Source organism: Actinosynnema sp. NPDC050801 (genome assembly GCF_040673975.1).
In the GTDB taxonomy this organism is placed as follows: domain Bacteria; phylum Actinomycetota; class Actinomycetes; order Mycobacteriales; family Pseudonocardiaceae; genus Actinosynnema.
Window position 1 is genome coordinate 262064 of sequence record NZ_JBFAQZ010000002.1, and the last position, 22146, is coordinate 284209.

18 protein-coding genes are annotated in these 22146 nt (G+C 72.0%); 10 read left to right on the forward strand and 8 right to left on the reverse strand.

Annotated features, from left to right (window positions below):
* Nucleotides 1-173: 173 nt before the first annotated feature.
* From AB0K14_RS05930 to AB0K14_RS05940, 3 genes are all read left to right on the forward strand, one after another.
* Nucleotides 174-359, forward strand: coding sequence for a hypothetical protein (locus AB0K14_RS05930; protein WP_360447937.1), 186 nt, complete (start codon nucleotides 174-176; stop codon nucleotides 357-359).
* Between the two features lie 108 nt (nucleotides 360-467).
* The gene (locus tag AB0K14_RS05935) at nucleotides 468-1742 is read left to right on the forward strand and encodes an MFS transporter (RefSeq protein WP_360447939.1); all 1275 of its coding nucleotides are present in this window, start codon (nucleotides 468-470) and stop codon (nucleotides 1740-1742) included.
* A gap of 84 nt (nucleotides 1743-1826) precedes the next feature.
* Nucleotides 1827-3074, forward strand: coding sequence for a cytochrome P450 (locus AB0K14_RS05940; protein WP_360447942.1), 1248 nt, complete (start codon nucleotides 1827-1829; stop codon nucleotides 3072-3074).
* On the opposite strand, the gene AB0K14_RS05945 is transcribed toward AB0K14_RS05940, so the two are convergent.
* Complete coding sequence (locus tag AB0K14_RS05945; RefSeq protein WP_360447944.1) at nucleotides 3047-4150, reverse strand: serine hydrolase domain-containing protein; 1104 nt, start codon at nucleotides 4148-4150, stop codon at nucleotides 3047-3049. The two genes, AB0K14_RS05940 and AB0K14_RS05945, sit on opposite strands and share 28 nt — an antisense overlap.
* Nucleotides 4151-4305: 155 nt before the next feature.
* Between AB0K14_RS05945 and AB0K14_RS05950 the strand changes: the two genes are divergently transcribed.
* The gene (locus AB0K14_RS05950) at nucleotides 4306-6003 is read left to right on the forward strand and encodes a cholesterol oxidase substrate-binding domain-containing protein (RefSeq protein ID WP_360447946.1); all 1698 of its coding nucleotides are present in this window, start codon (nucleotides 4306-4308) and stop codon (nucleotides 6001-6003) included.
* 12 nt (nucleotides 6004-6015) lie between these two features.
* On the opposite strand, the gene AB0K14_RS05955 is transcribed toward AB0K14_RS05950, so the two are convergent.
* Both AB0K14_RS05955 and AB0K14_RS05960 read right to left on the reverse strand, forming a co-directional pair.
* Entirely contained in the window at nucleotides 6016-6189 is a 174-nt protein-coding gene (locus tag AB0K14_RS05955; protein ID WP_360447949.1) for a hypothetical protein, read from the reverse strand.
* Nucleotides 6186-7175, reverse strand: a complete 990-nt coding sequence (locus AB0K14_RS05960) for a xanthine dehydrogenase family protein subunit M (RefSeq protein ID WP_360447952.1) — start codon at nucleotides 7173-7175, stop codon at nucleotides 6186-6188. The genes AB0K14_RS05955 and AB0K14_RS05960 overlap by 4 nt, the downstream gene beginning before the upstream one ends.
* Before the next feature lie 268 nt (nucleotides 7176-7443).
* Here AB0K14_RS05960 and AB0K14_RS05965 point away from each other — a divergent pair, with 268 nt between their 5' ends.
* Nucleotides 7444-9846 carry a glycoside hydrolase N-terminal domain-containing protein gene (locus tag AB0K14_RS05965; RefSeq protein WP_360447955.1) on the forward strand — a complete coding sequence of 801 codons (2403 nt, stop codon included), beginning with the start codon at nucleotides 7444-7446 and terminating at the stop codon, nucleotides 9844-9846.
* Between the two features lie 41 nt (nucleotides 9847-9887).
* Here the strand turns inward: AB0K14_RS05965 and AB0K14_RS05970 are convergent, their stop codons facing one another.
* Both AB0K14_RS05970 and AB0K14_RS05975 read right to left on the reverse strand, forming a co-directional pair.
* Complete coding sequence (locus AB0K14_RS05970) at nucleotides 9888-10208, reverse strand: hypothetical protein (protein WP_360447957.1); 321 nt, start codon at nucleotides 10206-10208, stop codon at nucleotides 9888-9890.
* A gap of 117 nt (nucleotides 10209-10325) precedes the next feature.
* A complete protein-coding gene (locus AB0K14_RS05975; RefSeq protein WP_360447960.1) occupies nucleotides 10326-12377 on the reverse strand; it encodes a cellulase family glycosylhydrolase in 2052 nt (683 codons plus the stop codon).
* A gap of 874 nt (nucleotides 12378-13251) precedes the next feature.
* Between AB0K14_RS05975 and AB0K14_RS05980 the strand changes: the two genes are divergently transcribed.
* The 3 genes from AB0K14_RS05980 to AB0K14_RS05990 all read left to right on the forward strand — a co-directional run bounded on the left by AB0K14_RS05980 (nucleotide 13252) and on the right by AB0K14_RS05990 (nucleotide 16002).
* Nucleotides 13252-13971, forward strand: a complete 720-nt coding sequence (locus AB0K14_RS05980; protein ID WP_360447963.1) for an SDR family oxidoreductase — start codon at nucleotides 13252-13254, stop codon at nucleotides 13969-13971.
* Nucleotides 13972-13996: 25 nt separating this feature from the next.
* Entirely contained in the window at nucleotides 13997-14572 is a 576-nt protein-coding gene (locus AB0K14_RS05985; RefSeq protein WP_360447966.1) for a TIGR00730 family Rossman fold protein, read from the forward strand.
* Between the two features lie 74 nt (nucleotides 14573-14646).
* Nucleotides 14647-16002 carry a serine hydrolase domain-containing protein gene (locus AB0K14_RS05990; protein ID WP_360447969.1) on the forward strand — a complete coding sequence of 452 codons (1356 nt, stop codon included), beginning with the start codon at nucleotides 14647-14649 and terminating at the stop codon, nucleotides 16000-16002.
* A gap of 60 nt (nucleotides 16003-16062) precedes the next feature.
* On the opposite strand, the gene AB0K14_RS05995 is transcribed toward AB0K14_RS05990, so the two are convergent.
* The gene (locus AB0K14_RS05995; protein WP_360447971.1) at nucleotides 16063-16719 is read right to left on the reverse strand and encodes a pentapeptide repeat-containing protein; all 657 of its coding nucleotides are present in this window, start codon (nucleotides 16717-16719) and stop codon (nucleotides 16063-16065) included.
* Between the two features lie 113 nt (nucleotides 16720-16832).
* Here AB0K14_RS05995 and AB0K14_RS06000 point away from each other — a divergent pair, with 113 nt between their 5' ends.
* The gene (locus AB0K14_RS06000; protein ID WP_360447973.1) at nucleotides 16833-17264 is read left to right on the forward strand and encodes a PPOX class F420-dependent oxidoreductase; all 432 of its coding nucleotides are present in this window, start codon (nucleotides 16833-16835) and stop codon (nucleotides 17262-17264) included.
* Nucleotides 17265-17349: 85 nt separating this feature from the next.
* A complete protein-coding gene (gene htpG, locus AB0K14_RS06005) occupies nucleotides 17350-19212 on the forward strand; it encodes a molecular chaperone HtpG (protein WP_360447976.1) in 1863 nt (620 codons plus the stop codon).
* A gap of 66 nt (nucleotides 19213-19278) precedes the next feature.
* Here htpG and AB0K14_RS06010 read toward each other — a convergent pair whose 3' ends face one another.
* Both AB0K14_RS06010 and AB0K14_RS06015 read right to left on the reverse strand, forming a co-directional pair.
* Complete coding sequence (locus tag AB0K14_RS06010; protein WP_360447978.1) at nucleotides 19279-20310, reverse strand: cellulase family glycosylhydrolase; 1032 nt, start codon at nucleotides 20308-20310, stop codon at nucleotides 19279-19281.
* Between the two features lie 68 nt (nucleotides 20311-20378).
* The gene (locus AB0K14_RS06015) at nucleotides 20379-22127 is read right to left on the reverse strand and encodes a beta-galactosidase family protein (RefSeq protein ID WP_360447980.1); all 1749 of its coding nucleotides are present in this window, start codon (nucleotides 22125-22127) and stop codon (nucleotides 20379-20381) included.
* Nucleotides 22128-22146 lie beyond the last annotated feature (19 nt).

Consider the following 22146-nt stretch of genomic DNA (forward strand, 5'->3'; position numbering starts at 1 on the left):
ACGCCGCGAGGACTCCTCCGAACGCGGTGGTGCGGTGCCCCGCAAGGCTGTCGACGTGCGGCCGGCTGCCCCTCGTCGGAGGGTGTGGGGCGTCGGAGGGTGGGGCGTCGGAGGGTGGGGCGTCGGAGGGTGGGGCGTCGGAGGGTGGGGCGTTGGAGGGTGTGGGGCGTCGAATGATGTGGAGCGTCGCCGAGGTCGGCCGGCGGTACCCGTGCCGAGTGGCCTGGTCGTGGACGGCTCGCCTGCGGTGGAGGCGGCGAGCGTTCGAGGAGGCGTCGGTGCGGGAGGCGTCGGTGCGGGAGACGACGCTCATCGCGTGCCCCTCGCCGGTCGTCCGACCGCACGCGTCGGGCGAGTGACCCGCCCGCACCCCTCACCGGTCCCGCCATCCGACGTGATCTTCGGGCATGATCGGCACCCCGAGGCGAACGCCTCGGTCCGTACCGGCGACGCGGCGGGGGAGCGGAATGGTCGCAGTGCTCGGCGGTCTGCGGGGGAACCGGGACCTGGCGGTGCTGGTGGGCGGGTCCGGGGTGGCCTGCCTCGGCGCGCAGCTCACGCTGATCGGGTTCACCACCGAACTGGCCGCCGGCGGGGCGTTCGCCGTGGCCGGGCTGTTCGTCGCGGTCGCGTTCGGCGCGGTGGTCGGCGCGCCGCTCGGCGGGTGGGCGGTCGACCGGTTCCCCAACCGCCTGCTGCTCACCGTGGCGGTGTTCGCGCAGGTGCTGCTGCTGGTCGGACTGCTGTTCGGGCACGCCCGGCTGCCCGTGCTGTACGGGGTGGTCGCGCTGCTCGGCGTGTGCGGCGGTGTGGTGCGGGCCTGCGCGTCCGCGCTGATCCCGTTCGCCACCGGCGAGGAGGGCGCGGCCGGTGGGCACGCGTCGTGGTCGTCGGCGCAGAACACCGGGTCCGTGGCGGGCATCGTGCTGGGCGGCGTGATCGCGGTCGGGCCGGGCGTCGAGTGGGCCGTCATGCTCGACGCGGTGTCGGTGTGCGCGCACCTCGCGCTCGTGGTGCTGTGGCTGCGGGTGGACCGCGACCCCGGGCGGGACGACGTGGCCACCGCGTCGGACGGTCAGTGGAGCGGCTGGGTGCTGCTGCGCAGCGACCGGTTGCTGCTGGGACGCGTCGTCGCGCAGGCCGTGGTCGGCGTCGCCGTGGCGATCGCGCTGGCCAACGAGGTGTTCCTGGTCTTCGGCCCGATCGGCGGCAACGAGTTCACCTACAGCGCGATGCTCGCGTGCTGGACGGCGGGCCTGCTGCTCGGCGCGGACCTGGGCAGGCGCTTCACCACGGCGCGCGCGCTGGTCGCGGCCTTCGCCACCGGCAACGTGGTCCTGGCGTTGGCGCTCGCCGCACCGGCGCAGCTGCCGCACCTGCTGGTCAACGCGGTCGCGTGGCTGGTCGCCGGTGCCTGCGGTGCGGTGCAGAACGTGACGCTGAACGGCTTGGTCGAGGCCAGGACGCCGGAGGCGGTCCGGGGACGCGTGTTCGCCACGGTCGGCGCGCTGACCGCGTGTACGGGCGTGGTCGGCATCCTGGTCGCGGGCGTGGTCGTCGGCGCGGCCGGCCCACTCGGGGCGCTGACCGTCGCGTCGGTGTTCGCGCTGCTGGCGGCCCTGATGGCGGGCCTGGCGGTGCTGCGCCGGGACCACCTGCGCGGTTCCGTCGTGGCACCCGACTTCGGCCCTTCGACCCGCGAACGCCCGTCCCGCTCACGCGTCCGGCACGGCACGTCGTAGCCGGGGAACCGGGGGGTCGGCAGGCCGATCGGCGGGACCTCGGCAGCCTTGTGCGGACGGTGATCGTGCGGTAACGATGGGTGCATGACTCCGGGCTCGCACACGCTCGACCCGACCGGTCGCGACATCCACGCCGAAGCCGCGGCCCTGCGCGCGGTGGGGCCGGTGGCGCGGGTGCGACTGCCGGGCGGCGTCACGGCCTGGTCGGTCGGCGACCTCGACCTGCTCCGCCGGCTGCTCGCCGACCCGCGCGTCTCCAAGGACGCGCGCCGCCACTGGCCCGCCCTGATCGACGGGGAGGTCCGGGAGGACTGGCCGCTGTACCTGTGGGTCGCCGCGCGGAACATGTTCACCGCATACGGCGCCGACCACCGCAGGCTGCGCTCGTTGATCTCCAAGGCGTTCACCGCCCGCCGGACCGAGGCGCTGCGCCCGCAGGTGGAGCGGATCGCGGCGGAGCTGGTCGACCGGCTCGCCGCCGGACCGGACGAGGTCGACCTGCGCGCCGGGTTCGCCTACCCGCTGCCGATCGAGGTGATCTGCGGACTGCTGGGCATCCCCGACGACGCCCGACCGGGCCTGCGCGGGACCGTGGACAGCCTCTTCGACACCACGACGACCCCGGAGGAGGCGGTGACCAACCAGCGCCTGCTCTACGAGATCCTGGGCGGCCTGGTCGCCGCCAAGCGGGCCGACCCCGGTGACGACCTGACCAGCGGCCTGATCGCGGCGAGCGACGAGGACGGCACCCGGCTCACCGAGGCCGAACTGCTCGACACCCTCCTCCTGGTGATCTCGGCGGGCCACGAGACCACGGTCAACCTCCTCGACCACGCCGTCACCGCGCTGCTCACCCACCCCGACCAACGCCGCCTGGTCCGGTCCGGCGAACGCGGCTGGGGCGAGGTGATCGAGGAGACGCTGAGGTGGCAGGCCCCGGTGGCGAACCTGCCGCTGCGCTACGCCGTCGAGGACATCGCGGTGGACGGCGTCACGATCCGCCGGGGCGAGGCGATCCTCGCCGCCTACGCCGCCGCCGGGCGCGACCCGGCCCACCACGGGACCGGTGCCGACCGCTACGACATCGCCCGCGTGGACAAGACGCACCTGTCCTTCGGACACGGCGTCCACTACTGCCTCGGCGCGCCGCTGGCCCGCATCGAGGCCGAAGTGGCGCTGCGGACCCTGTTCGACCGCTTCCCCGACCTCGCCCTCGCCGTGCCCGCCGACGAGCTGCAACCCCTGCCGTCGTTCATCTCCAACGGCCACCGCACCCTGCCGGTCGTGCTCGGGACCGGCCGCGCTCAGGCCGCGGTGGCGAGCCCGTCGTAGGCGGCCAGCACGATCCCGAGGCCGCGGTTGTCGCCCATCGTGCCCTGCTCCAGCATCTGGTTCATCACGTACGCGACCGTCATGCGGGTGTCCAGGTCGACCACCACGACCGAACCGCCCCACCCGCCCCACGAACACGTCCGCCCCTCCACCCGGAAACCCATGCCGTAGCGCAGCGGCACGCCCAGGTAGTGGTCCACGCCCCGGAACTGCTCCTCCAGCACGCGTCGGCACCCGGCCTCCGACAGCAGCCGCACGCCGCCGACCGCTCCGCCGCACGCCAACGCGGACTGCACCAACGCCACCGAACGCGCGTTGCCGTGCCCTCCGGCGGACGGGATCTCCGCGCGCCGCCACGCCGGCGCGTTCGCGTCCTCCGCCACGATGGCGGGGTTCGGGTCCTCCCCGTCCAACCCGGGAGCCGCGTCGCCCGCGGATCGCGGCGGCGGGATCACCCGCGCGACCCGGTGGTCGTGCTCGACGGGCAGGCCGATGTGGAAGTCGGCGCCCAGCGGCCCGGCGACCTCCTCGGCGAAGAACGCGCCCAGGCCGCGCCCGGTCACCCGGCGGACCACCTCGCCCACCAGGAACCCCTGCGTCAACGGGTGGTAGCACCCGACCGCGCCCGGCTCCCACCGGGCGGGCTGCGCCGCCAGCCGCGCCGTCGCGTCCTCCCAGTCGAACAGGTCGGGCACGGTGATCGGCTCCTGCCAGGTGGGCAGGCCCGCGGTGTGGCCCAGCACGTGCCGCACCAGCACGCCGCCCTTGCCCGCGGCGGCGAACTCCGGCCAGTACTCGGCGACCGGCGCGTCCAGGTCGAGCACACCCCGGTCGGCGAGGATCAACGCGCACAGCGCCGCCATGGTCTTGGTGGTGGACCAGACGTTGACGATGGTGTCCCGTTCCCACGGCGTGGTGCGCGCCGCGTCGGCGTGACCACCCCAGAGGTCGACCACCGGCTCGCCGTCCAGGTACACCGCGACCGACGCGCCGACGTCCTCGCTGTCCAGTGACGCCGCCAAGGTGTCGCGCACCGCACCGAACCGCTCGTCGCACGTGCCGTGGATCTCCGCCATCGGCGGAAGGTAGCGCCACCGGCCCGGGCCCGGCGACCGGATTGTTGCCCAGCTGGCCGCGGGGCGCGCCAACCGAGACGACCGCGCTGCGCTGTTCGGCGCAACCTCTGGTCGGCGCCGCGCAAGCCACCCCGGGTGGACTTAGGGTCGGGATCATGAGCCAGCTCGGCGATTCCCTGTCCCGGCGCAGTTTCCTCGGAGCCTCGGCCCTGGCCTGGTTGCCGGTCGGCGCGCTGTCGGCGGGCGAGGTCGCGGCCGACCCGCCACCCGCGTTCCCGCCGGGCGTCGACCTGTACCGCCAGGCCTACCGGAACTGGGCGGGGGAGATCCGGACCGACGACCTGTGGACGTGCGCCCCGCGCACCCCCGCCGACGTGGTGCTCCTCGCCAACTGGGCGCACGGCCAGGGGTTCACGTTGCGGCCGAGGGGTTTCCGGCACGGGTGGTCGCCGCTCACCGTCACCGCCGACACCACCGGCGCGGACCGCGTCGTGCTGGTCGACACCACCCGCTACCTCAAGGCCGTGACCGTGCTGCCGGGCGCGGTGCGGGCGCAGACCGGCGCGTCGATGGACGACCTGCTGGCGTTGCTGGAGGACGCGGGCCTCGGCGTGACCAACACGCCCGCGCCGGGCGACCTCACCGTGGGCGGTGTGCTGGCGATCAACGGCCACGGCACGTCGGTCCCCGCGGTCGGCGAGACCCGCGTGCCGGGCCACACCTACGGCACCCTGAGCAACCTGATCATCTCGCTGACCGCCGTGGTGTGGGACGGCGGCGAGTACCGGTTGCGCACCTTCCAGCGCGACGAGCCCGAGTGCGCCGCGCTGCTGACCCACGTGGGACGCGCGTTCCTGACCGAGGTCACCCTCCGCGTCGGCGCGAACCAGAACCTGCGCTGCGTGAGCCGGGTCGACATCCCGACGAGCGAGTTGTTCGCACCGCCGGGCAGCGGCGCGACCCGCACGTTCGCGAGCTTCCTGGACCAGGCCGGACGGGTCGAGGCGATCTGGTTCGTCTTCACCGACCGCCCGTGGCTCAAGACGTGGAGCGTCGCGCCGACCAAGCCGCCGACCTCCCGCCACGTCGTCGCGCCGTACAACTACGTGTTCTCCGACAACGTGCCCAAGCCCGTCTCCGACCTCGCCGACCTGCTGATCACCGGCGCGTGGGCGCTCACCCCGACGTTCGGGCAGCTGCAGTACACGACCGCGGCCACCGGGCTGACCGCCACGCTCACCACCGACCTGTGGGGCGCGTCGAAGAACCTCCTGCTCTACGTCAAGCCGACCACCCTGCGCGAGACCGCGAACGGGTACGCGGTGCTGACCAGCCGCGCGGAGGTCCAGCGCGTGGTCAGCGACTTCGCCGCGTTCTACCAGGAGCTCCTGCTGTCCTACAAGAACCGCGGGCTGTTCCCGGTGACCGGCCAGGTGGAGATCCGCGCCGGCGGCCTGGACGACCCGTCGCACGTCGGCGTGCCCGGCGCGCAGACGCCCGCGCTGTCCGCCGCGCGGCCCCGCGCCGACCACCCCGAGTGGGACGTCGCGGTGTGGTTCGACGTGCTGACCTTCCCGACCGCGCCCGGCGCGGCGGCGTTCTACCGCGAGCTGGAGCAGTTCTTCTTCACCCGGTACGCTGGCGCGTACGCGACGACCCGGGCCGAGTGGTCCAAGGGCTGGGCGTACACGGACCAGGCGGCCTGGGCCGACCACACGGTGCTCACCTCCACCGTGCCCGACAGCTACCGGCAGGGCCCGGACCCGAGCTGGGACGCCGCCCTGGCCACCCTCAACGCCTTCGACCCGCACCGGGTGTTCAGCAACCCGTTCCTGGACGTGCTGCTGCCCTAGACCGGAACCACGTCAGCGCAGGAAGTGGTCGAGCGTCACCGGCGGGTCGCGGACGCCGGTGACGCGGTGCGCCGCGTCGACGATGGCGTCACCGGCGGCGGTGCCCACGATGCCGATCTCACCGACGCCCTTGGTGCCCATGGGGCGGCGACCGGCGAGCACGCGTGGCCGCGGCAGGTCCGTCATCGCTGCTCCCGGCTCAGCTCGCGCAGCGCGGACACCACCGCGTTGCGGGCCAGGACCACCTTGAAACCGTTGCCCGCCAACGGCGCCGCGCCCGCGAGCTCCGCGTCGACCGCCCGGCGGAACACCTCCTCGTCGGCGGGCGAGCCGAGCACCAGGTCCTCCGCCCGCCGCGCCCGCCACGGCTTGTGCGCCACACCGCCCAGCACGATCCGCACGTCGCGCACCACACCGCCCTCCACCCGCAGCACGGCGGCCACGGACACCAGCGCGAACGCGAACGACGCCCGGTCGCGCACCTTCCGGTACAGCGAACGGGCGCCCGGCGGCAACGGCGGCAGGTCCACCGACGTGATCAGGTCCGACGGGGCCGGCACGGCGTCGCGGTGCGGCTCGTCGCCGGGCAACCGGTGCAGCTCCACCAGCGGGACCACCCGCGGCCCGGACGTGCCCAGCACCGCCACCTGCGCGTCGAGCGCCGCCATCGCCACCGCCATGTCCGACGGGTGCGTGGCCACGCAGTGCGCCGACGCGCCCAGGATCGCGTGGTGCCGCGTGGAGCCGCCGATCGCCGAACACCCCGTGCCCGGCTCACGCTTGTTGCACGGCGCCGTGACGTCCTGGAAGTACACGCACCGGGTGCGTTGCAGCAGGTTCCCTGCGGTCGTGGCGAGGTTGCGGATCTGCCCGGACGCGTCGGACAACAGCGCGCGGGCCAGCACCGGGTAGTCCCGCCGGACCACCGGGTGCGCCGCGAGGTCGACGTTGCGCACGGTCGCGCCGACCCGCAGGCCCCCGTCGGGCAGCTCGTCCACCGAGTCCAGCGGCAACCGCCCGATGTCGACCAGCACCTCGGGCGCGGCGACACCGCGCCGCATGTGGTCCATCAGGTTCGTGCCGCCCGCGAGGAACGCCACACCGGCCGACCCGGTCGCGGCGGCCACCGCGCTGCCCACGTCCGGCGGACGCCGGTAGTCGAACGGGATCACCGCGCGCCGTCCCGTGCCGGCGCGAACGTCGTGGTCGTCCTGGTGTCCACGCGCAGCCGTCGGCGCCGCCCGTCCACGCGCAGCTCGATCCCACCCTCCACGGCCCGGCTCGGCGTTCCCCTGTGGCTTCCCGCGCGCTCGTGGGCCAATCGACGATCCACCGAACGGTTCACCCCTCCGATGTATCGCCGCGATTCGTGCGTCATTCGGGCGTGCGAGCGGGGGAGGGCTTCCGACACTTCGGATGTATTGTTACCGTCACGGAGACATGAGACGTGTGCGCAGCAGTGTGGCAGCGGTCGTCGTCGCGGGTCTCACCCTCGGCGTCGCCGTGCCCGAGGAGGATCGAGCGGTGGCCGCGGTGGATCGGGGAACGCTGACGCTCTGGTACGACGAGCCCGCCGCCGACTGGGAGCGCGAGTCGCTGCCCATCGGCAACGGCGCCCTCGGCGGCGGCGTGTTCGGCACCGTGGCGCGCGAACGCGTCCAGCTCAACGAGAAGACGCTGTGGACCGGTGGCCACGGCTCGGCGCAGGGCTACGACTTCGGCAACTGGACCAGCCCGCGACCGGACGCCGTCCGCACCGTCCAGGAGTTGGTCGAGCGCGAGCACCGGGTCGCGCCGGACACCGTCGCGGCGGCCTTGGGCCAACCGCGCCGCGGTTTCGGCGCCTACCAGCCGTTCGGCGAACTCGTCCTGACGCTCACCGACCCGCCCGCCGAGGTCACCGACTACCGGCGTGCCCTCGACCTGTCCCGCGCGGTCGCCTCGGTGACCTACGCGGCGGACGGCGTGCGGTACACGCGGGAGTACTTCGCCACCGCCGCCGACGGCGTGCTGGTCGCCCGGCTGTCCGCCGACCGGCCCGGCCGGATCGGCTTCACCACCTCGATCACCGCGCCGGACAACCGTTCCGCGCACACCGCGGCCGATGGCGGCCGGTCCACCTTCACCGGCGCGTTGCACGACAACGGCATGCGGTTCGAATCGCAGCTCCAGGTGCTCAACCGGGGCGGCACGCGCACCGACAACGCCGACGGCACAGTCACCGTGGCGGCCGCCGACAGCGCGGTGCTGGTGTTCGCGGCCGGCACCGACTACGCCGACGACTACCCGACCTACCGCGGACCGGACCCCCACGACCGCGTCCGGGCGCTCGTCGACGCGGCGTCGGCGAAGGGCTGGCACCGGCTGCTCGCCGCCCACGAGCGCGACTACCGCGCGCTGTTCGACCGGGTGCGGCTGGACATCGGGCAGCAGCGGGTGGACGTGCCGACCGACGAACTCCTGCGCGGTTACGCCACCGCGCCCGCGACCACCCGGCGCGCGTTGGAGGCCCTGTACTTCCAGTACGGCCGCTACCTGCTGATCTCCTCCTCGCGGTCCGGGTCGCTGCCCGCGAACCTGCAAGGGGTGTGGAACAACTCGGTGTCGCCGCCGTGGAGCGCGGACTACCACGTGAACATCAACCTGCAGATGAACTACTGGCCCGCCGAGACGACGAACCTCGCCGAGACCACCGGGCCCCTGTTCGACTTCGTGGACGGACTGCGCGAGCCGGGCGCCGTCACCGCACGGGAGATGCACGGCAGCCGCGGGTGGGTCGTCAACAACGAGACCAACCCGTTCGGCTTCACCGGTGTGCACGACTGGGCGACCGCTTTCTGGTTCCCCGAAGCGGGCGCGTGGCTCGCGCAGCACCACTACGAGCACTACCTGTTCACCGGTGACCGCCGGTTCCTGCGCGAGCGGGCGTACCCGGTGCTCAAGGAACTCGCCCGGTTCTGGCTCGACGGGCTGCGGGTGGACCCGCGCGACGGCAGGCTCGTCGTCACGCCGAGCTACTCGCCCGAGCACGGCGACTTCTCCGCCGGTGCCGCCATGTCGCAGCAGATCGTCAGGCAGCTGTTCGCCAACGTCGTGTCCGCCGCCGACGTCGTGGGCGACACCGCGTTCGGCGGCGAGGTGCGCAAGGCGCTCGACCGGCTCGACCCCGGCACGAGGATCGGGTCGTGGGGCCAGTTGCAGGAGTGGAAGCAGGACTGGGACGACCCGGCGAACACCCACCGGCACGTCTCGCACCTGTTCGCCCTGTTCCCCGGCAACGGGATCAGCCCGCGCAGGACCCCGGACCTCGCGGCCGCCGCCGAGACCTCGTTGACCGCGCGCGGCGACGGCGGCACCGGCTGGAGCAAGGCGTGGAAGATCAACTTCTGGGCGCGGCTGCTGGACGGCGACCACGCGCACAGGATGCTGGCGGAGCAGCTGATCGGCAGCACGTTGCCGAACCTCTGGGACACCCACCCGCCGTTCCAGATCGACGGCAACTTCGGCGCGACCGCCGGGGTGGCGGAAATGCTGCTGCAGAGCCAGGACGGCGTGGTCGACGTGCTCCCCGCGCTGCCCGGCGAGTGGCGCGACGGATCGTACGCGGGCCTGCGGGCGCGTGGTGACGTCACGGTCGACGTGCGGTGGTCCGACGGCGCGGCCCGGGAGATCACCCTGGCGACCGGCCGGGACGGCCCGGTCACGGCCCGCAGCACCCTGTTCCGCGACGGCTTCCGGCTGGTCGACCTGCGGACCGGGAAGCAGGTGCCCGCCCGCGCGGACGGCGACTCCATCACCTTCACCGCCCGCGCCGGACACCGCTACGCGGCCACGGCCCGGTGACCGGTTCGACTTCTGACGACCGGGTCGGGAGGGGCGCGGGGCTAGGTCGGGCCGTACCGCGACCAGGCGGCGAGGACGAGGACGAGGAGCGCGACGACGGTCACGACGCCGAGCGTGCCGCCGAGCACCATGCCGGTGCCGACGGAACCCCACGGTGGCCGCAGGAGCTTGAGCACCAGGCCCAGCACGACCGCGCCGACCGCGACACCGATGAACGCGTACGCGTACTCGCCGCCGCGCCAGCCGATGTCGGCGAAGTACTCCGATCGGAAGGCCAGCGCCACCACCGACAGCAGCGTGAACGGCACCAGGAAGCCCGCGAACGCCACTCCCGGCCGCTTGCGCTGCTCCACGTCGGTCACCGGGCCAGTCTCCCCGACCGCCCGGCGGCCGCGCATGCGTACGACTACGCACCCGAGCCGCGCGAACGGCAGGCCCGGAGCGGGGTGCTCCGGGCCTGCGGTTCGTACCGGGTGCGGTCAGGCGGTGGTGCCGGTGACCGACGTGCCGGACTTGGTGACGTAGTAGGTCAGCTTGGCGCCGCTCCAGTAGTGGAACGTCAGCGTGACCCGCGAGCCGTCGGTGACCTCGGCGAAGAACTCGGGCTTCAGCGTGGTCGTGTTGGCGGTGTAGTTCGGCGCGAAGGTGACGTCGAACTCCTTGAACGAGGTCCAGTTGTGCGGCCCGGCGTTGCTGCCGTCCGCGTACTTGGCCTCCATGGTGGCCAGCTGGTCGCCGCGGAACTGGGTCGGGACGGCGAACGCGCTCGTCGTCCCGGTCGCGTTCTGCAGCACCGGCGTGTCGTGGGTGACCAGGTTGATCCGCCACGGCACGCCCGCCGAGAACCGGGCCGACAGCGTCGCGTTCGTGCCGTACGCCCGCGACCCGCTCAACCGGGTGATCAAGGACGCCTTGATGGTCAGCTGGTCGCCGCTGACGGTGTAGTCCGTGCCGCGCACCAGGTCGGTGGTGCCGTGGCGCAGCCCGACGAACGACGTGCCGTTCAGGTTGAGCGTCAACACCTTGTCGGTGACCGCCGACGCCTTGGCGCTGAACACCTGGTCCGCCGAGGCCGTGCCGGACCGGGTCGTCCAGCTCGACTTGATCTGCGCGATCAGCTCCGGGTCGCTCCACTGGAACGAGGTGCGGCCGAAGTGCTGGCCGTTGTCCCAGAGCATCGTGGTGATCTTCTTGGTGCGCGCGTAGTGGCCGAGGAACTCGAAGAACTTCAGCTTCTCGCCCTGCTGGATGGTGCCGGTGTGCCGGTCGAAGCCCAGCAGCCCGTACTCACCCAGGATGACCGGGATGCCGCGCGCCACGAACGCGTTGGCCACGCGGTCGAACGAGTCGGTCAGGTCCTTCTGCACGGCGGCGTCGAACTTCGTGCCGCCCGCGACGTTCACGCTGAACGGCCAGTAGCCGTAGAAGTGGAACGTGGCGATGAGGTTCGGGTCGTTGAGCGCGTTGAACGTGGCCACCAGCTCGTCCACCCGGGCCTGCTCGGACGAGGTGTGCAGGGTGGGCAGGACGAGCAGGCGGGTGGCGTTGTTGCCGCCCGAGCCGCGCACGATCCGGTGGAACGAGGTGTTGAGCTCGTGCAGCAGCTGCGCGTTCTGCGCGTCACCGGAGCTGTTGGCGAACTGCGGCTCGTTGACGCTCTCCAGCATCAGCTTGGCCGACGAGTCGCGGAACGCGGTGGCGATCTGCGTCCACGCCGCGTTGTAGCGGGCCAGCACGTTGGCCCGGTCGGTCGGCATGGCGTTGATCCACTGCCACGAGTCGTGGTGGATGTTGATCATGACGTAGAAGCCGTCCGCCAACGCCCAGTCCACCACCTCCTTCACCCGCGCCAGGTACGCCGCCTCGATGGTGTAGCCCGGCGCCCCACCCTGGTGCGCGCTCCACGTGACCGGGATGCGGATGCTCTTGAAGCCCTGCGCCCGGACGTTGTCCAGCAGCGCCTCGGTGATGCGCGGGTTGCCCCACGACGTCTCGTCGCTGCCGGTGGCGTCCAGCGAGTTGCCGAGGTTCCAGCCCGGCTGCATGTCCGCGACCCTCGCCATGGCGTCGCCCGGCGGGTTCGTCGTCGTCGTGGTGGTGGTCGTGGACGTCGTGGTGCTGGTGGTCGTCGTCGTGGACGTGGACGTCGTGGTCGTCGTGTCACCGGTGCAGGTGACGCCGTTGAGCGCGAAGGACGTCGGAGCCGGGTTGGAGCCCGTCCACGAGCCGTTGAAGCCGAACGACACCGTGCCGTTGGTGGGCAGGCCCGCGTTGTAGCTCACGTTGGTCGCGGTGACCTGGCCGCCCGACGACGTCACGGTGGCGTTCCACGCCTGGCTGACGGTCTGACCGGCCGGGAACGCCCACGTGAGGCGCCACCCGCTGATCGGGTCGCCCAGGTTGGTGATGGCGACGTTGCCGGTGAAACCGCCCTGCCACTGGCTGGGCACCGAATACGCGACCCGGCAACCCGCGGCCGCCTGGGCGTCGGTCACCGCGACCACACCCATGCCGGCGAGCAACGACACCATTCCGGTCGCCAGCAGGCCAACCCGCCAACGGATTCTTCTCAGCTTGCCGCGCATATCGGCCATGACGCTCCTCGTAATCGCATGCGGCAGCGGGAGGGGTGGGAACCGAAGGCGCGCAAGCGGTGGGACCGGCCGCAGTGGGAATCCAACCGCGCCGGTCGCCGCTCGGCGCACCCGCGCGCCACGACCGCGGGTCCGGGCGCGGCGGCGTGTTCCGGCGCTGCCTCGCCATGATGTTGACGGTAACGGATGGGTGACACAAGAGTTTCGACGGTAATCGACTCCGCGACGCCGCCGGACAATGCGGAACCCGGGTCCGCGGTCGAATTGGTTCGACGGGACGCCGGGCGCCGTTCGACGAATCCGTCGAATGCGTTCGACGGTCCGGTCGTCGAAATCCGGGAAGTCCGCGATCGCTGATCGCGTCGCCCTGCCGTCGCCGCGAGCCGCGGCCTGCGCCCCCGGTGCGCCGGTGATCGACACGGTGGTGTCCTCGAAGCCCGTGGGGGTGGTCTTGTGCTCGTAACACCGCGCGGTGCGCATAGCCTTCGCCGATCCGGGTGGCGCCGTCGGCCGCGAAATGTGGGACGGAGCACCGCCGATGAGGAACCGGAGCCTGACAACCAGGGCGTGGTGCCGACACGGGCGGCCGCTTCGTGCGCATTTCCACGGCCGCCCACGCGGTCGATGCCGCGTCGCGCACCTGGTCGGCGCCCATGGGACCGCCTGGGCCGAAATGGCTGGTCAACTGCACTTTCGGCTGAATTTTACGCAGTGGACGTGTGATGTCACTTCACGAGTGTGAACAATTCCGGGAATTGTTGGGCCGAGGAGCGGATCGACCCGGTCGAATCGGAGCTGATAAGAAACAGGCATGACGAGAACAGCGGTCGTGACCGGCGGTGGGACCGGTATCGGCAAGGCGGTGGCGGCCGAGTTGGTCAAGCGGGGTCTGGACGTCGTGGTCACCGGCCGGCGGGAGGACGTGCTGACCGCCGCCGCGGCGGAGATCGGGGCGCGGGCGGTCGTGTTCGACGCCGCCGATCCCGCTCAGGTGACGGCCGCGGCGGACGAGCTGCCCGAGCGGGTCGACGTGCTGGTGAACAACGCGGGCGGCAACGCGGCCCGCCGCCGTCCCGCGCCCGAGGGGCTGGCGGACGTGCGCGAGCTGTGGCTGGCGAACTTCGAGTCGAACGTGCTCAGCGCCGTGCTGGTGACGACGGCGCTGCAACCGCGGCTGGCCGACGACGCCAGGGTGGTCACGATCGGCTCCATCGCGGCCCGGCGCGGGTCGGGCAGCTACGGCGCGGCGAAAGCGGCGGTCGAGGCGTGGACCGCGGACCTGGCGTTCGCGCTGGGCGGTCGCGGCATCACGGTCAACGTCGTCTCGCCGGGCGTCACCGAGGAGACCGAGTTCTTCGGCGGCACGCTGTCGCCGGAGCGGCGCGAGAAGCTGGTCGGCAACCCCGCCAACGGCCGCGCCGGCACGCCCGCCGACGTGGCCGCCGCGGTCGCGTTCCTGACCTCGCCGGAGGCGGGCCACGTCACCGGTCAGGTCATCGGCGTCAACGGGGGCGCCGGCCTGGGCCGCTGACCGCCCCGGCCACTACCGTGGCGGGATGCGGGTGTGCGTGTTCTGCGGGTCCTCCAGCGGGCGGGTGCGGCACGTCGAGGTGGCCCGGGAGGTCGGTCGCACGCTGGCCGAGCAGGGCATCGAGGTGGTGTACGGCGGCGGCCGCGTCGGCACGATGGGCGCGCTCGCCGAGGGCGCGCTGGCGGCGGGCGGATCGGTGATCGGCGTGATACCGCGCGACCTGGTCGACTGGGAGGTCGCCCACGTGGGGCTCACCCGGCTGCACGTCGTGGAGTCGATGCACGAGCGCAAGGCGTTGATGGCGGAGCTGTCCGACGCGTTCGTGACCCTGCCCGGCGGCGCGGGCACGTTGGAGGAGCTGTTCGAGGTGTGGACGTGGGCGCAACTGGGCCTGCACACCAAACCGGTCGGCCTGCTGGACGTCGACGGCTACTTCACGCACCTGGTCGAGATGATCGACCACATGGTCGAGGAGGGGTTCCTCAAACCGCCGTACCGGGACATGTTGCTGGTGGACCAGGACTTCGACCGCCTCTTGGCCCGCTGCGGCGACTACCGGACTCCTGACTTCGAGTGGTCCGAGGACGAACCGCTCCCGTAGGACCCGAAAATCGGTACGGTGGTCTGATTGCGAGGTGTTTTCGCGATTTCCGCGCTATCCGGGGGGAGCGGACGATGGACATCAACCACTGGCAGAGGCGTCTGGGGGAGCTGTGCGTCGCGCACCGGGTGCCCGGCGCGTCACTGGCCGTCCTGGTCGACGGCGAGATCCACGAGTGCGCGACGGGCGTGCTGCACTGCGGCACCGGCGTCCCCGTCACGGCGGACTCGGTGTTCCAGATCGGCTCGATCACCAAGCTCTACACCGCCACCCTGATCATGCAGCTCGTCGCCGAGGGCAAGCTCGACCTGGACGCGCCGGTGGCCTCCGTGCTGCCCGGGTTCGCCGTGGCCGACCCGGTGGCGACCAGGACCGTCACCAGCCGACAGCTGCTGACCCACACCAGCGGCATCGACGGCGACTTCTTCCACGACACCGGGCGCGGCGACGACTGCCTGGCCGCCTACGTGGCGGCGTGCGCCCGGCTCGGCCAGAACCACCCGCCGGGCGCCACGATGTCCTACGGCAACAGCGGGTTCACCGTGCTGGGCCGGATCATCGAGGTGCTGACCGGCCAGGTCTGGGACGTCGCCCTGCGCGAACGTTTGCTCGACCCGCTCGGCGCGCGCAGCACGATGACCCTGCCCGAGGACGTGCTGAGGTTCCGCTCGGCCATGGGGCACCTGGGCGAACCGGGCGAGGTGCCCGTGCCCGCACCCGTGTGGGGGTTGCCCCGTTCGGCCGGACCGGCAGGGACGATCAACGCGACCGCCGCCGACGTGCTCCGCTTCGCCCGCCTGCACCTCGACGGCGGCCGCACGCCGGACGGCACGGTGGTGCTGGCCGCCGACCAGGTGGCCGCGATGCACCGACCGGTGGTGGAGCCGCCGGCCGGCGAGGCGACCGGCATGCGGTGGGGTCTCGGCTGGATCGCCTACGACTGGCCCGGCGGTCGGGTCATCGGCCACGACGGCGCGACGGTCGGGCAGAAGGCGTACCTGCGCGCCGTGCCCGAGGCCGGGGTGGCGGTCGTGCTGCTCACCAACGGCGGTGTGCCCGCCGAGGTCTACCAGCGGCTGTTCGCCGAACTGCTGACCGAGCACGCCGGCGTCGCGCCGCCGCTGTTCGAGCCGCCCGCCGAGCCACCCGTGGTCCCGGTCGGCCAGTACGTCGGCTCCTACCCGCGCGAGGGCTACGACGTGACGGTGACCGAGCGGGACGGCGTGCTGCGCCTGCGCGGCGTGACCACCGGTGAGCTCGCCGGGATCAACGCGGTGACCGAGGTGGACCTCGTGCCGGTGGAGGAAGGCCTGTTCGCCGCGCGGCGCAACGAACACGAGCCGTGGGCGCCGGTGGTGTTCTACCGGCTGCCGGACGGTTCGCCCTACCTGCACTTCAGCATGCGGGCGGCGCGGAAGCGCGACGCCTGACGCGGCCGTCCTCGACTGAGCCGTCCTCGACTCGGCCGTCCCGACTCGGCCGACCTGGACTCAGCTGTCCTTGACGGTGATGCCGAGCGTGTGGGCGAACACCGGGGCCAGGTCCAGCGCCTGGGTGAAGGTGATCGTGGCGCCCCGCAGCGAGTCGCACCCGTTGCGGATGCCCAGCTCGGCGGCGTCGCGGAAGTCGACCTTCTTCAGCTTGACCTGCTCGAACCGGATGTCCTCCAACGTCGAGCCCGGGAACGTGACACCGGTGAGCTCGGCTTCGGTGAAGTCGACGTCGCGCAGCACGCAGTTCACGAACGCGACGTCGCGCAGCGCGGCGCCACGCAGGTTGACCGAGATCAGCTTGCAGCCGAAGAACGTCACCCGGCTCAACGCGGCCTCGAACATCGCCACCCCGGCGAACGCGCTGTTCACGACCTCCGCGTCGAGCCACCCGGTCTCGGCCAGGTCGGTGCCGATGACCTGGACGCCGTGCAGCCACACGTCGTTGAACCGCGACCGGCGCATCGCCCCGTCGGTGAACCTGATCGTGGAGAGGGCCGATTCGCTGAACCGCGCGTTGCCCGCCGCCGGCTCGGTGAACTCGCGGTCGGCGATGTGCACGACGTTGTAGTCACCGCCGGGCTCCAGCTCGGCCCCGTCGTGCGCTTCGAGGTAGGAGGCGAACGGCAGGTCCGCGATCGTCCGGGGTTCCTGCACGCGCACCTCGTGGTGATCGACTGTGGCCGGCTCGTTCCCGGTCGATCCTAGTCGGCCCGAAAGTGTGACGGTGGGGAGGAATACCCGGTCGGTGATCGTGGTTTCCTGCCGGCATGACCGACACAGGGTTCGACCCGCTCGCGCTGCTCGCGCGCAGCGAGCTCGCCGTGCTGGCGACGATCAAGGCCGACGGCCGCCCGCAGCTCTCCCCCGTCCTGCCGTCCTACGACCCGGACGCCGGCGTCGTCCGGGTGTCGACGACCGCCCGGACCGCCAAGGTCGCCAACCTGCGCCGCGACCCGCGGGTCGCGCTGGAGGTCACCGGGGAGGGCGGCACGGCGTGGGCCACGGTCGAGGGCACGGTGACCATGACCGGGCCGGGCACCGACCCGCACGGACCGGAGGTAGACGCGCTGGTGGAGTACTACCGCGCCGCCGCGGGCGAGCACCCCGACTGGGACGACTACCGGGCGGTCATGGTGTCCGACCGGCGGGTGCTCCTGACGATCGCGATCGACCACGTGTACGGCGCCGAGGTCGCCTGACCCCGCCGGCCGGAGGTGGACCGCGCCGGGTCCGACGACTGGATACGATGAGGGGTCGTACGGAGGTCGGAGAGAAAGGACGAACGTGGAAACGCTCGAGTTCCAGTCGGAGGCGCGTCAGCTCCTGCGGCTGATGATCCACTCGGTCTACTCGAACAAGGACACGTTCCTGCGCGAGCTCGTGTCCAACGCCTCGGACGCGTTGGACAAGCTCAGGCTGGAGACGTTCCGCGACAAGGACCTGGTCGCGGACACGTCGGACCTCCACATCGCCCTGGAGGTCGACCGGGAGGCGCGCACGCTCACGGTCCGCGACAACGGCATCGGCATGACCCGCGACGACGTGATCGGGCTCATCGGCACCATCGCGAAGTCCGGCACCGCCGAGTTCCTGCAGAAGCTGAAGGAGTCGCAGGACGCCGCCTCGCAGGACCTGATCGGGCAGTTCGGCATCGGCTTCTACTCCTCGTTCATGGTCGCCGACAAGGTCACCCTCGTGACCAGGCACCCGCGCGCCGAGGGCGTCCGGTGGGAGTCCACCGGCGAGGGCACCTACACGATCGAGGACGTCGCCGACGCGCCGCAGGGCACGGCGGTCACCCTCCACCTCAAGCCGGCCGACCCCGAGGACCACCTCGCGGACTTCACGTCGACCGCCAAGATCACCGAGATCGTCAAGCGCTACGCCGACTTCATCACCTGGCCGATCAGGATGGCGACGGAGGACGGCGCCGAGCCGACCACGATCAACTCGCGCAAGGCCCTGTGGGCGCGGTCCGCCTCCGACGTCACCGAGGACGAGTACGCCGAGTTCTACCGGCACGTCAGCCACGACTGGAACAAGCCGCTCGAAACCATCCGGATGCACGGCGAGGGCGTGTTCGAGTACCAGGCGCTGCTGTTCATCCCGTCCCAGGCGCCGCTGGACCTGTTCATGCGCGAGCGCAAGCGCGGCGTGCAGCTCTACGTCAAGCGCGTCTTCATCATGGACGACTGCGAAGAGCTGATGCCGGAGTACCTCCGGTTCGTCAAGGGCGTGGTGGACGCCCAGGACCTGTCGCTCAACGTGTCCCGCGAGCTGCTCCAGCACGACCGCCAGATCCAGCTGGTGCGGCGGCGGCTGGTGAAGAAGGTGCTCTCGACCGTCAAGGGCATGATGGCCGGCAAGCCCGAGTCGTACGCGACGTTCTGGCGCGAGTTCGGCGGCGCGGTCAAGGAAGGCCTGCTCAGCGACCCCGAGAACCGCGACGCCATCCTCGGCATCGCCTCGTTCGCCTCCACGGCCGACGCCGAGGAGCCGACCACGCTCGCCCGGTACGTCGAGCGGATGAAGGAAGACCAGCAGCACATCTACTACATGACCGGCGACTCGCGGGCCACCGTGGAGAACTCGCCGCACCTGGAAGCGCTGCGGGCCAAGGGCTTCGAGGTGCTGATCCTCACCGACCCGATCGACGAGATGTGGGTCGACGCCGTGCCCGGCTTCGAGGGCAGGACGTTCCAGTCGGTCGCCAAGGGCCAGGTCGACCTGGAGACCGACGAGGAGAAGGCGCAGGCGCAGGAGCGGCGCAAGGAGTTCGCCGACTTCCTGGAGTGGATGACGACCACCCTGGCCGACCAGGTCAAGGAGGTGCGCCTGTCCTCCCGCCTCACCTCCTCGCCCGCCTGCGTGGTCGGCGACGCCCACGACCTGACCCCGACCCTGGAGAAGATGTACCGGGCGATGGGCCAGGAGTTGCCGCCGGTCAAGCGGATCCTCGAACTCAACCCCGACCACGCGCTGGTCGCCGGCCTGCACAAGGCCTTCGCCGATCGCGAGGACCACGGCTCCCTGGCCGGGTCCGCCGAGCTGCTGCACGGCATGGCGCTGCTGGCCGAGGGCGGCGACCTGCCCGACCCGGCCCGCTTCGTCCGGCTGATGTCCGAGCACCTGGAGCGGGCGCTCTGACGTCGTGACGGGCGGGTTCCCGGTCCACCACGACCGGGAACCCGCCCGCGCGGGGCCGTCGGGCGATCAGCGGCCCCGACCCCAGCCCCACCGCAGGCGGTCCAGGCCGCTGCGGTTGGTCACGGTCAGGGACAGGTCCGCGCCGGTGCCGTGGAGGGTGGTGAGCGAGTAGGTGTCACCGGTGCGCAACCCCGGCCAGTAGACCGAGCCCATGCCCAGCTCGCGCAGGGTGTCGGTCACCGCCTGGATGTACGCGATCTCGTTGGACCCGTCGACCGGGCCGTTGTAGTCCAGGCCGGTGGTCATGGACGCGCCGAACTCGTCCAGGACGGTCCGGGACGCGCAGGTGCCGATGCGGTCCCTCAGGTCCGCGGCCCACTGCTCGGGCCGGGTCCAGTCCTGGTGCCAGAACCCGTACTGGTGCAGCGCCAGGTACGTGCCGTCGAGGCGGCGGTCCGCGCACACCGGCTTGACGTCCTCGCTGTACTTCACCCCGCCGATGAACACCCGGTCGCGCCGCACCCGGGGGAAGGTCGCCAGCCAGTCGGCGGCCACGTCGCGCCACTCCTGGCTGCTGTAGCCGAACGGCTCGTTCATCGGCTCGAAGTACACCGAACCGTGGCGGGCGTACCGCGAGGTGACGCGGCTCCACATCCGGTGGAACGCGTCGGCGTCGTCGATCCGGCCGTCCTTGGCCGGCACCGGCGACTCCCAGTAGGCCAGGATCACCTTGAACCCCTTGGCCGTGGCCGCGTCAATCGCGCCGGTGTAGGAGTGCCAGAACGCGCCGTTCACCGTGGCCGGGTTGATCGGCAGCCGGACCGTGTTCGCGCCGAGCTCGGCCGCGAACTCGCCGATCACCGCGCTCGCCTTGGCGTAGGTCGTGGCGTAGCCGTCGGTCTTGGACAGGCCGGACGGCACGACCTCGTCGGCGGCGTAGTTGTCGCGCGGGTCCGCCCAGTTGACGCCCTTGAACTGCTTGGTGGTCGCACCGGCGGCGGGCGCGACGGCGGTCAGCAGACCGGCCACGCCCGCGGCACAGGCGATCACGGCGACCCAGCGCGACAACGCGCGTCGGCCGGCAGGGGAAGTGCTCATGGTCGATCTCCTCCTTGGCAGGGGTTCAGCGATCGGTCTCGGCAGGGGTTCGGCGATCGGTCAGGGGTTCAGCGATCGGTCGGACCGAGATCGGGTTGCGCCACCAGGGCGACCGCGGCACGGCGCGTGGCGTGCAGTTCGAGCACGGTGATCTCGTTCGCGCCCGGCCGCAGCACGGGAGCGGGCACGTAGAGCGTCTGCTGCGGGCCGCGCGACCAGTAGCGGCCGAGGTGGAAGCCGTTGACCCACGCGTTGCCCTTGGTCCAGCCGGCCAGCGACAGGAACGTGTCGGCCGGGGTGTCGACGTGCGCCACGCCCCGGTGGAACGTCGGGCCGACCGGCGGCGCGGTGGTCGGGGCGAACCGCAGGCCGGTGAGGTCGTCCAGCGGCAGGGCCCGACTGGTCCAGTCCTCGACCACGGCCCCGTCCAGCAGCACGGGGCCGGTGACGCCCTTGCGGTCGTGGATGGCCTGGCCGTAGTCGACGCGGCCCTGGTTCTCCACGAGCAGCGCGAGCGTCGCACCGGCGTGCGGCACGGTCAGCGCCAGCACGTGCTCGTGCCGCTCCCGCTCCAGCACGCCCACCGGTTGGCCGGCCACGAACACCTGCACCCGGTCGCCGAACGCGGTGACGTCCAGCAGGGCGGGGCCCGCCCGCCCGATCGAGGTCTCGTACAGCACGAAACCGGACGCCTGGCCCAGCTGCTCCATGCTCGACGGCAGCGCGTCCTGCTTGGCCGCACCGAGCGCTCCGGCGCTGTCCAGCAGCCGCGCGCTGTCGGTCAGCGCCACCTCCGGCACGGCCAGCTTCGGGCCGGCCTGCGGTGGCGGCCCCGACGGCACCGGCGCGTGCTTGGCGATCACGTCCCGGAACGCGAAGTACTTGGGCGTCGGGTCGCCCGCCTCGCTCAGCGGGCTGTCGTAGTCGTAGGAGGTGGTGATCGGCCGGTAGACGCCCTTGTCGTTGGCGCCGCTGGTGAAGCCGAAGTTGGTGCCGCCGTGGAACATGTAGAGGTTGACCGACGCCCCGGCGGTGAGCATCTCGTCCAGCGTGGCGGCGGCGTCCGCCGCGGACCGGGTGACGTGGTGCCCGCCCCAGTCGTCGAACCAGCCGTTCCAGAACTCCGAGCACATCAGCGGCCCGGTGGGCTGCTGCGCGCGCAACGCGGCCAGCGACTCCGCGACCCGGCTGCCGAACGTGACCGTGCGCAGCACACCGGGCAGCGCGCCGCGGGCCAGGTCGGCGGGCTGGTCGCAGGTGAACAGCGGCACGTCGACACCGTTGCGCCGCAACAGCTCCGCCAGCCGGCGCAGGTAGTCGGTGTCGTCGCCGAACGCGCCGTACTCGTTCTCCACCTGCACCGCCAGCACCGGACCGCCCCGCGTGGCGAGCTTGTCCACCAGCATCGGCCAGAGCGCCGCGAAGTAGGACTCGACCGCGTCCAGGAACCGGGGATCGGTGCTGCGGTAGCGGATGTCGGGCTCGGTGAGCAGCCACGGCGGCAGGCCGCCACCGTCCCACTCCGCGCAGATGTACGGCCCCGGGCGCAGGAGCACGTGCAGGTCGTGCTCCTGCGCCAGGTCGATGAACGCGGGCAGGTCGAGCCCCGCCTCGGCACCGACCACGCCCCGCTGCGGCTCGTGCAGGTTCCACGGGATGTAGGTGTCGATGGTGTTCAGGCCCATCCACTTCGCCTTGCGCATCCGGTCCGCCCACAGCCGCGGGTGCACGCGGAAGTAGTGCAACGCGCCGGAGATCAGCCGGAACGGGGCGCCGTCGAGGGTGAATCCGTCATCGGCGATGCCCAGCACGCCCATGTGCGTCCTTTTCGTCGTA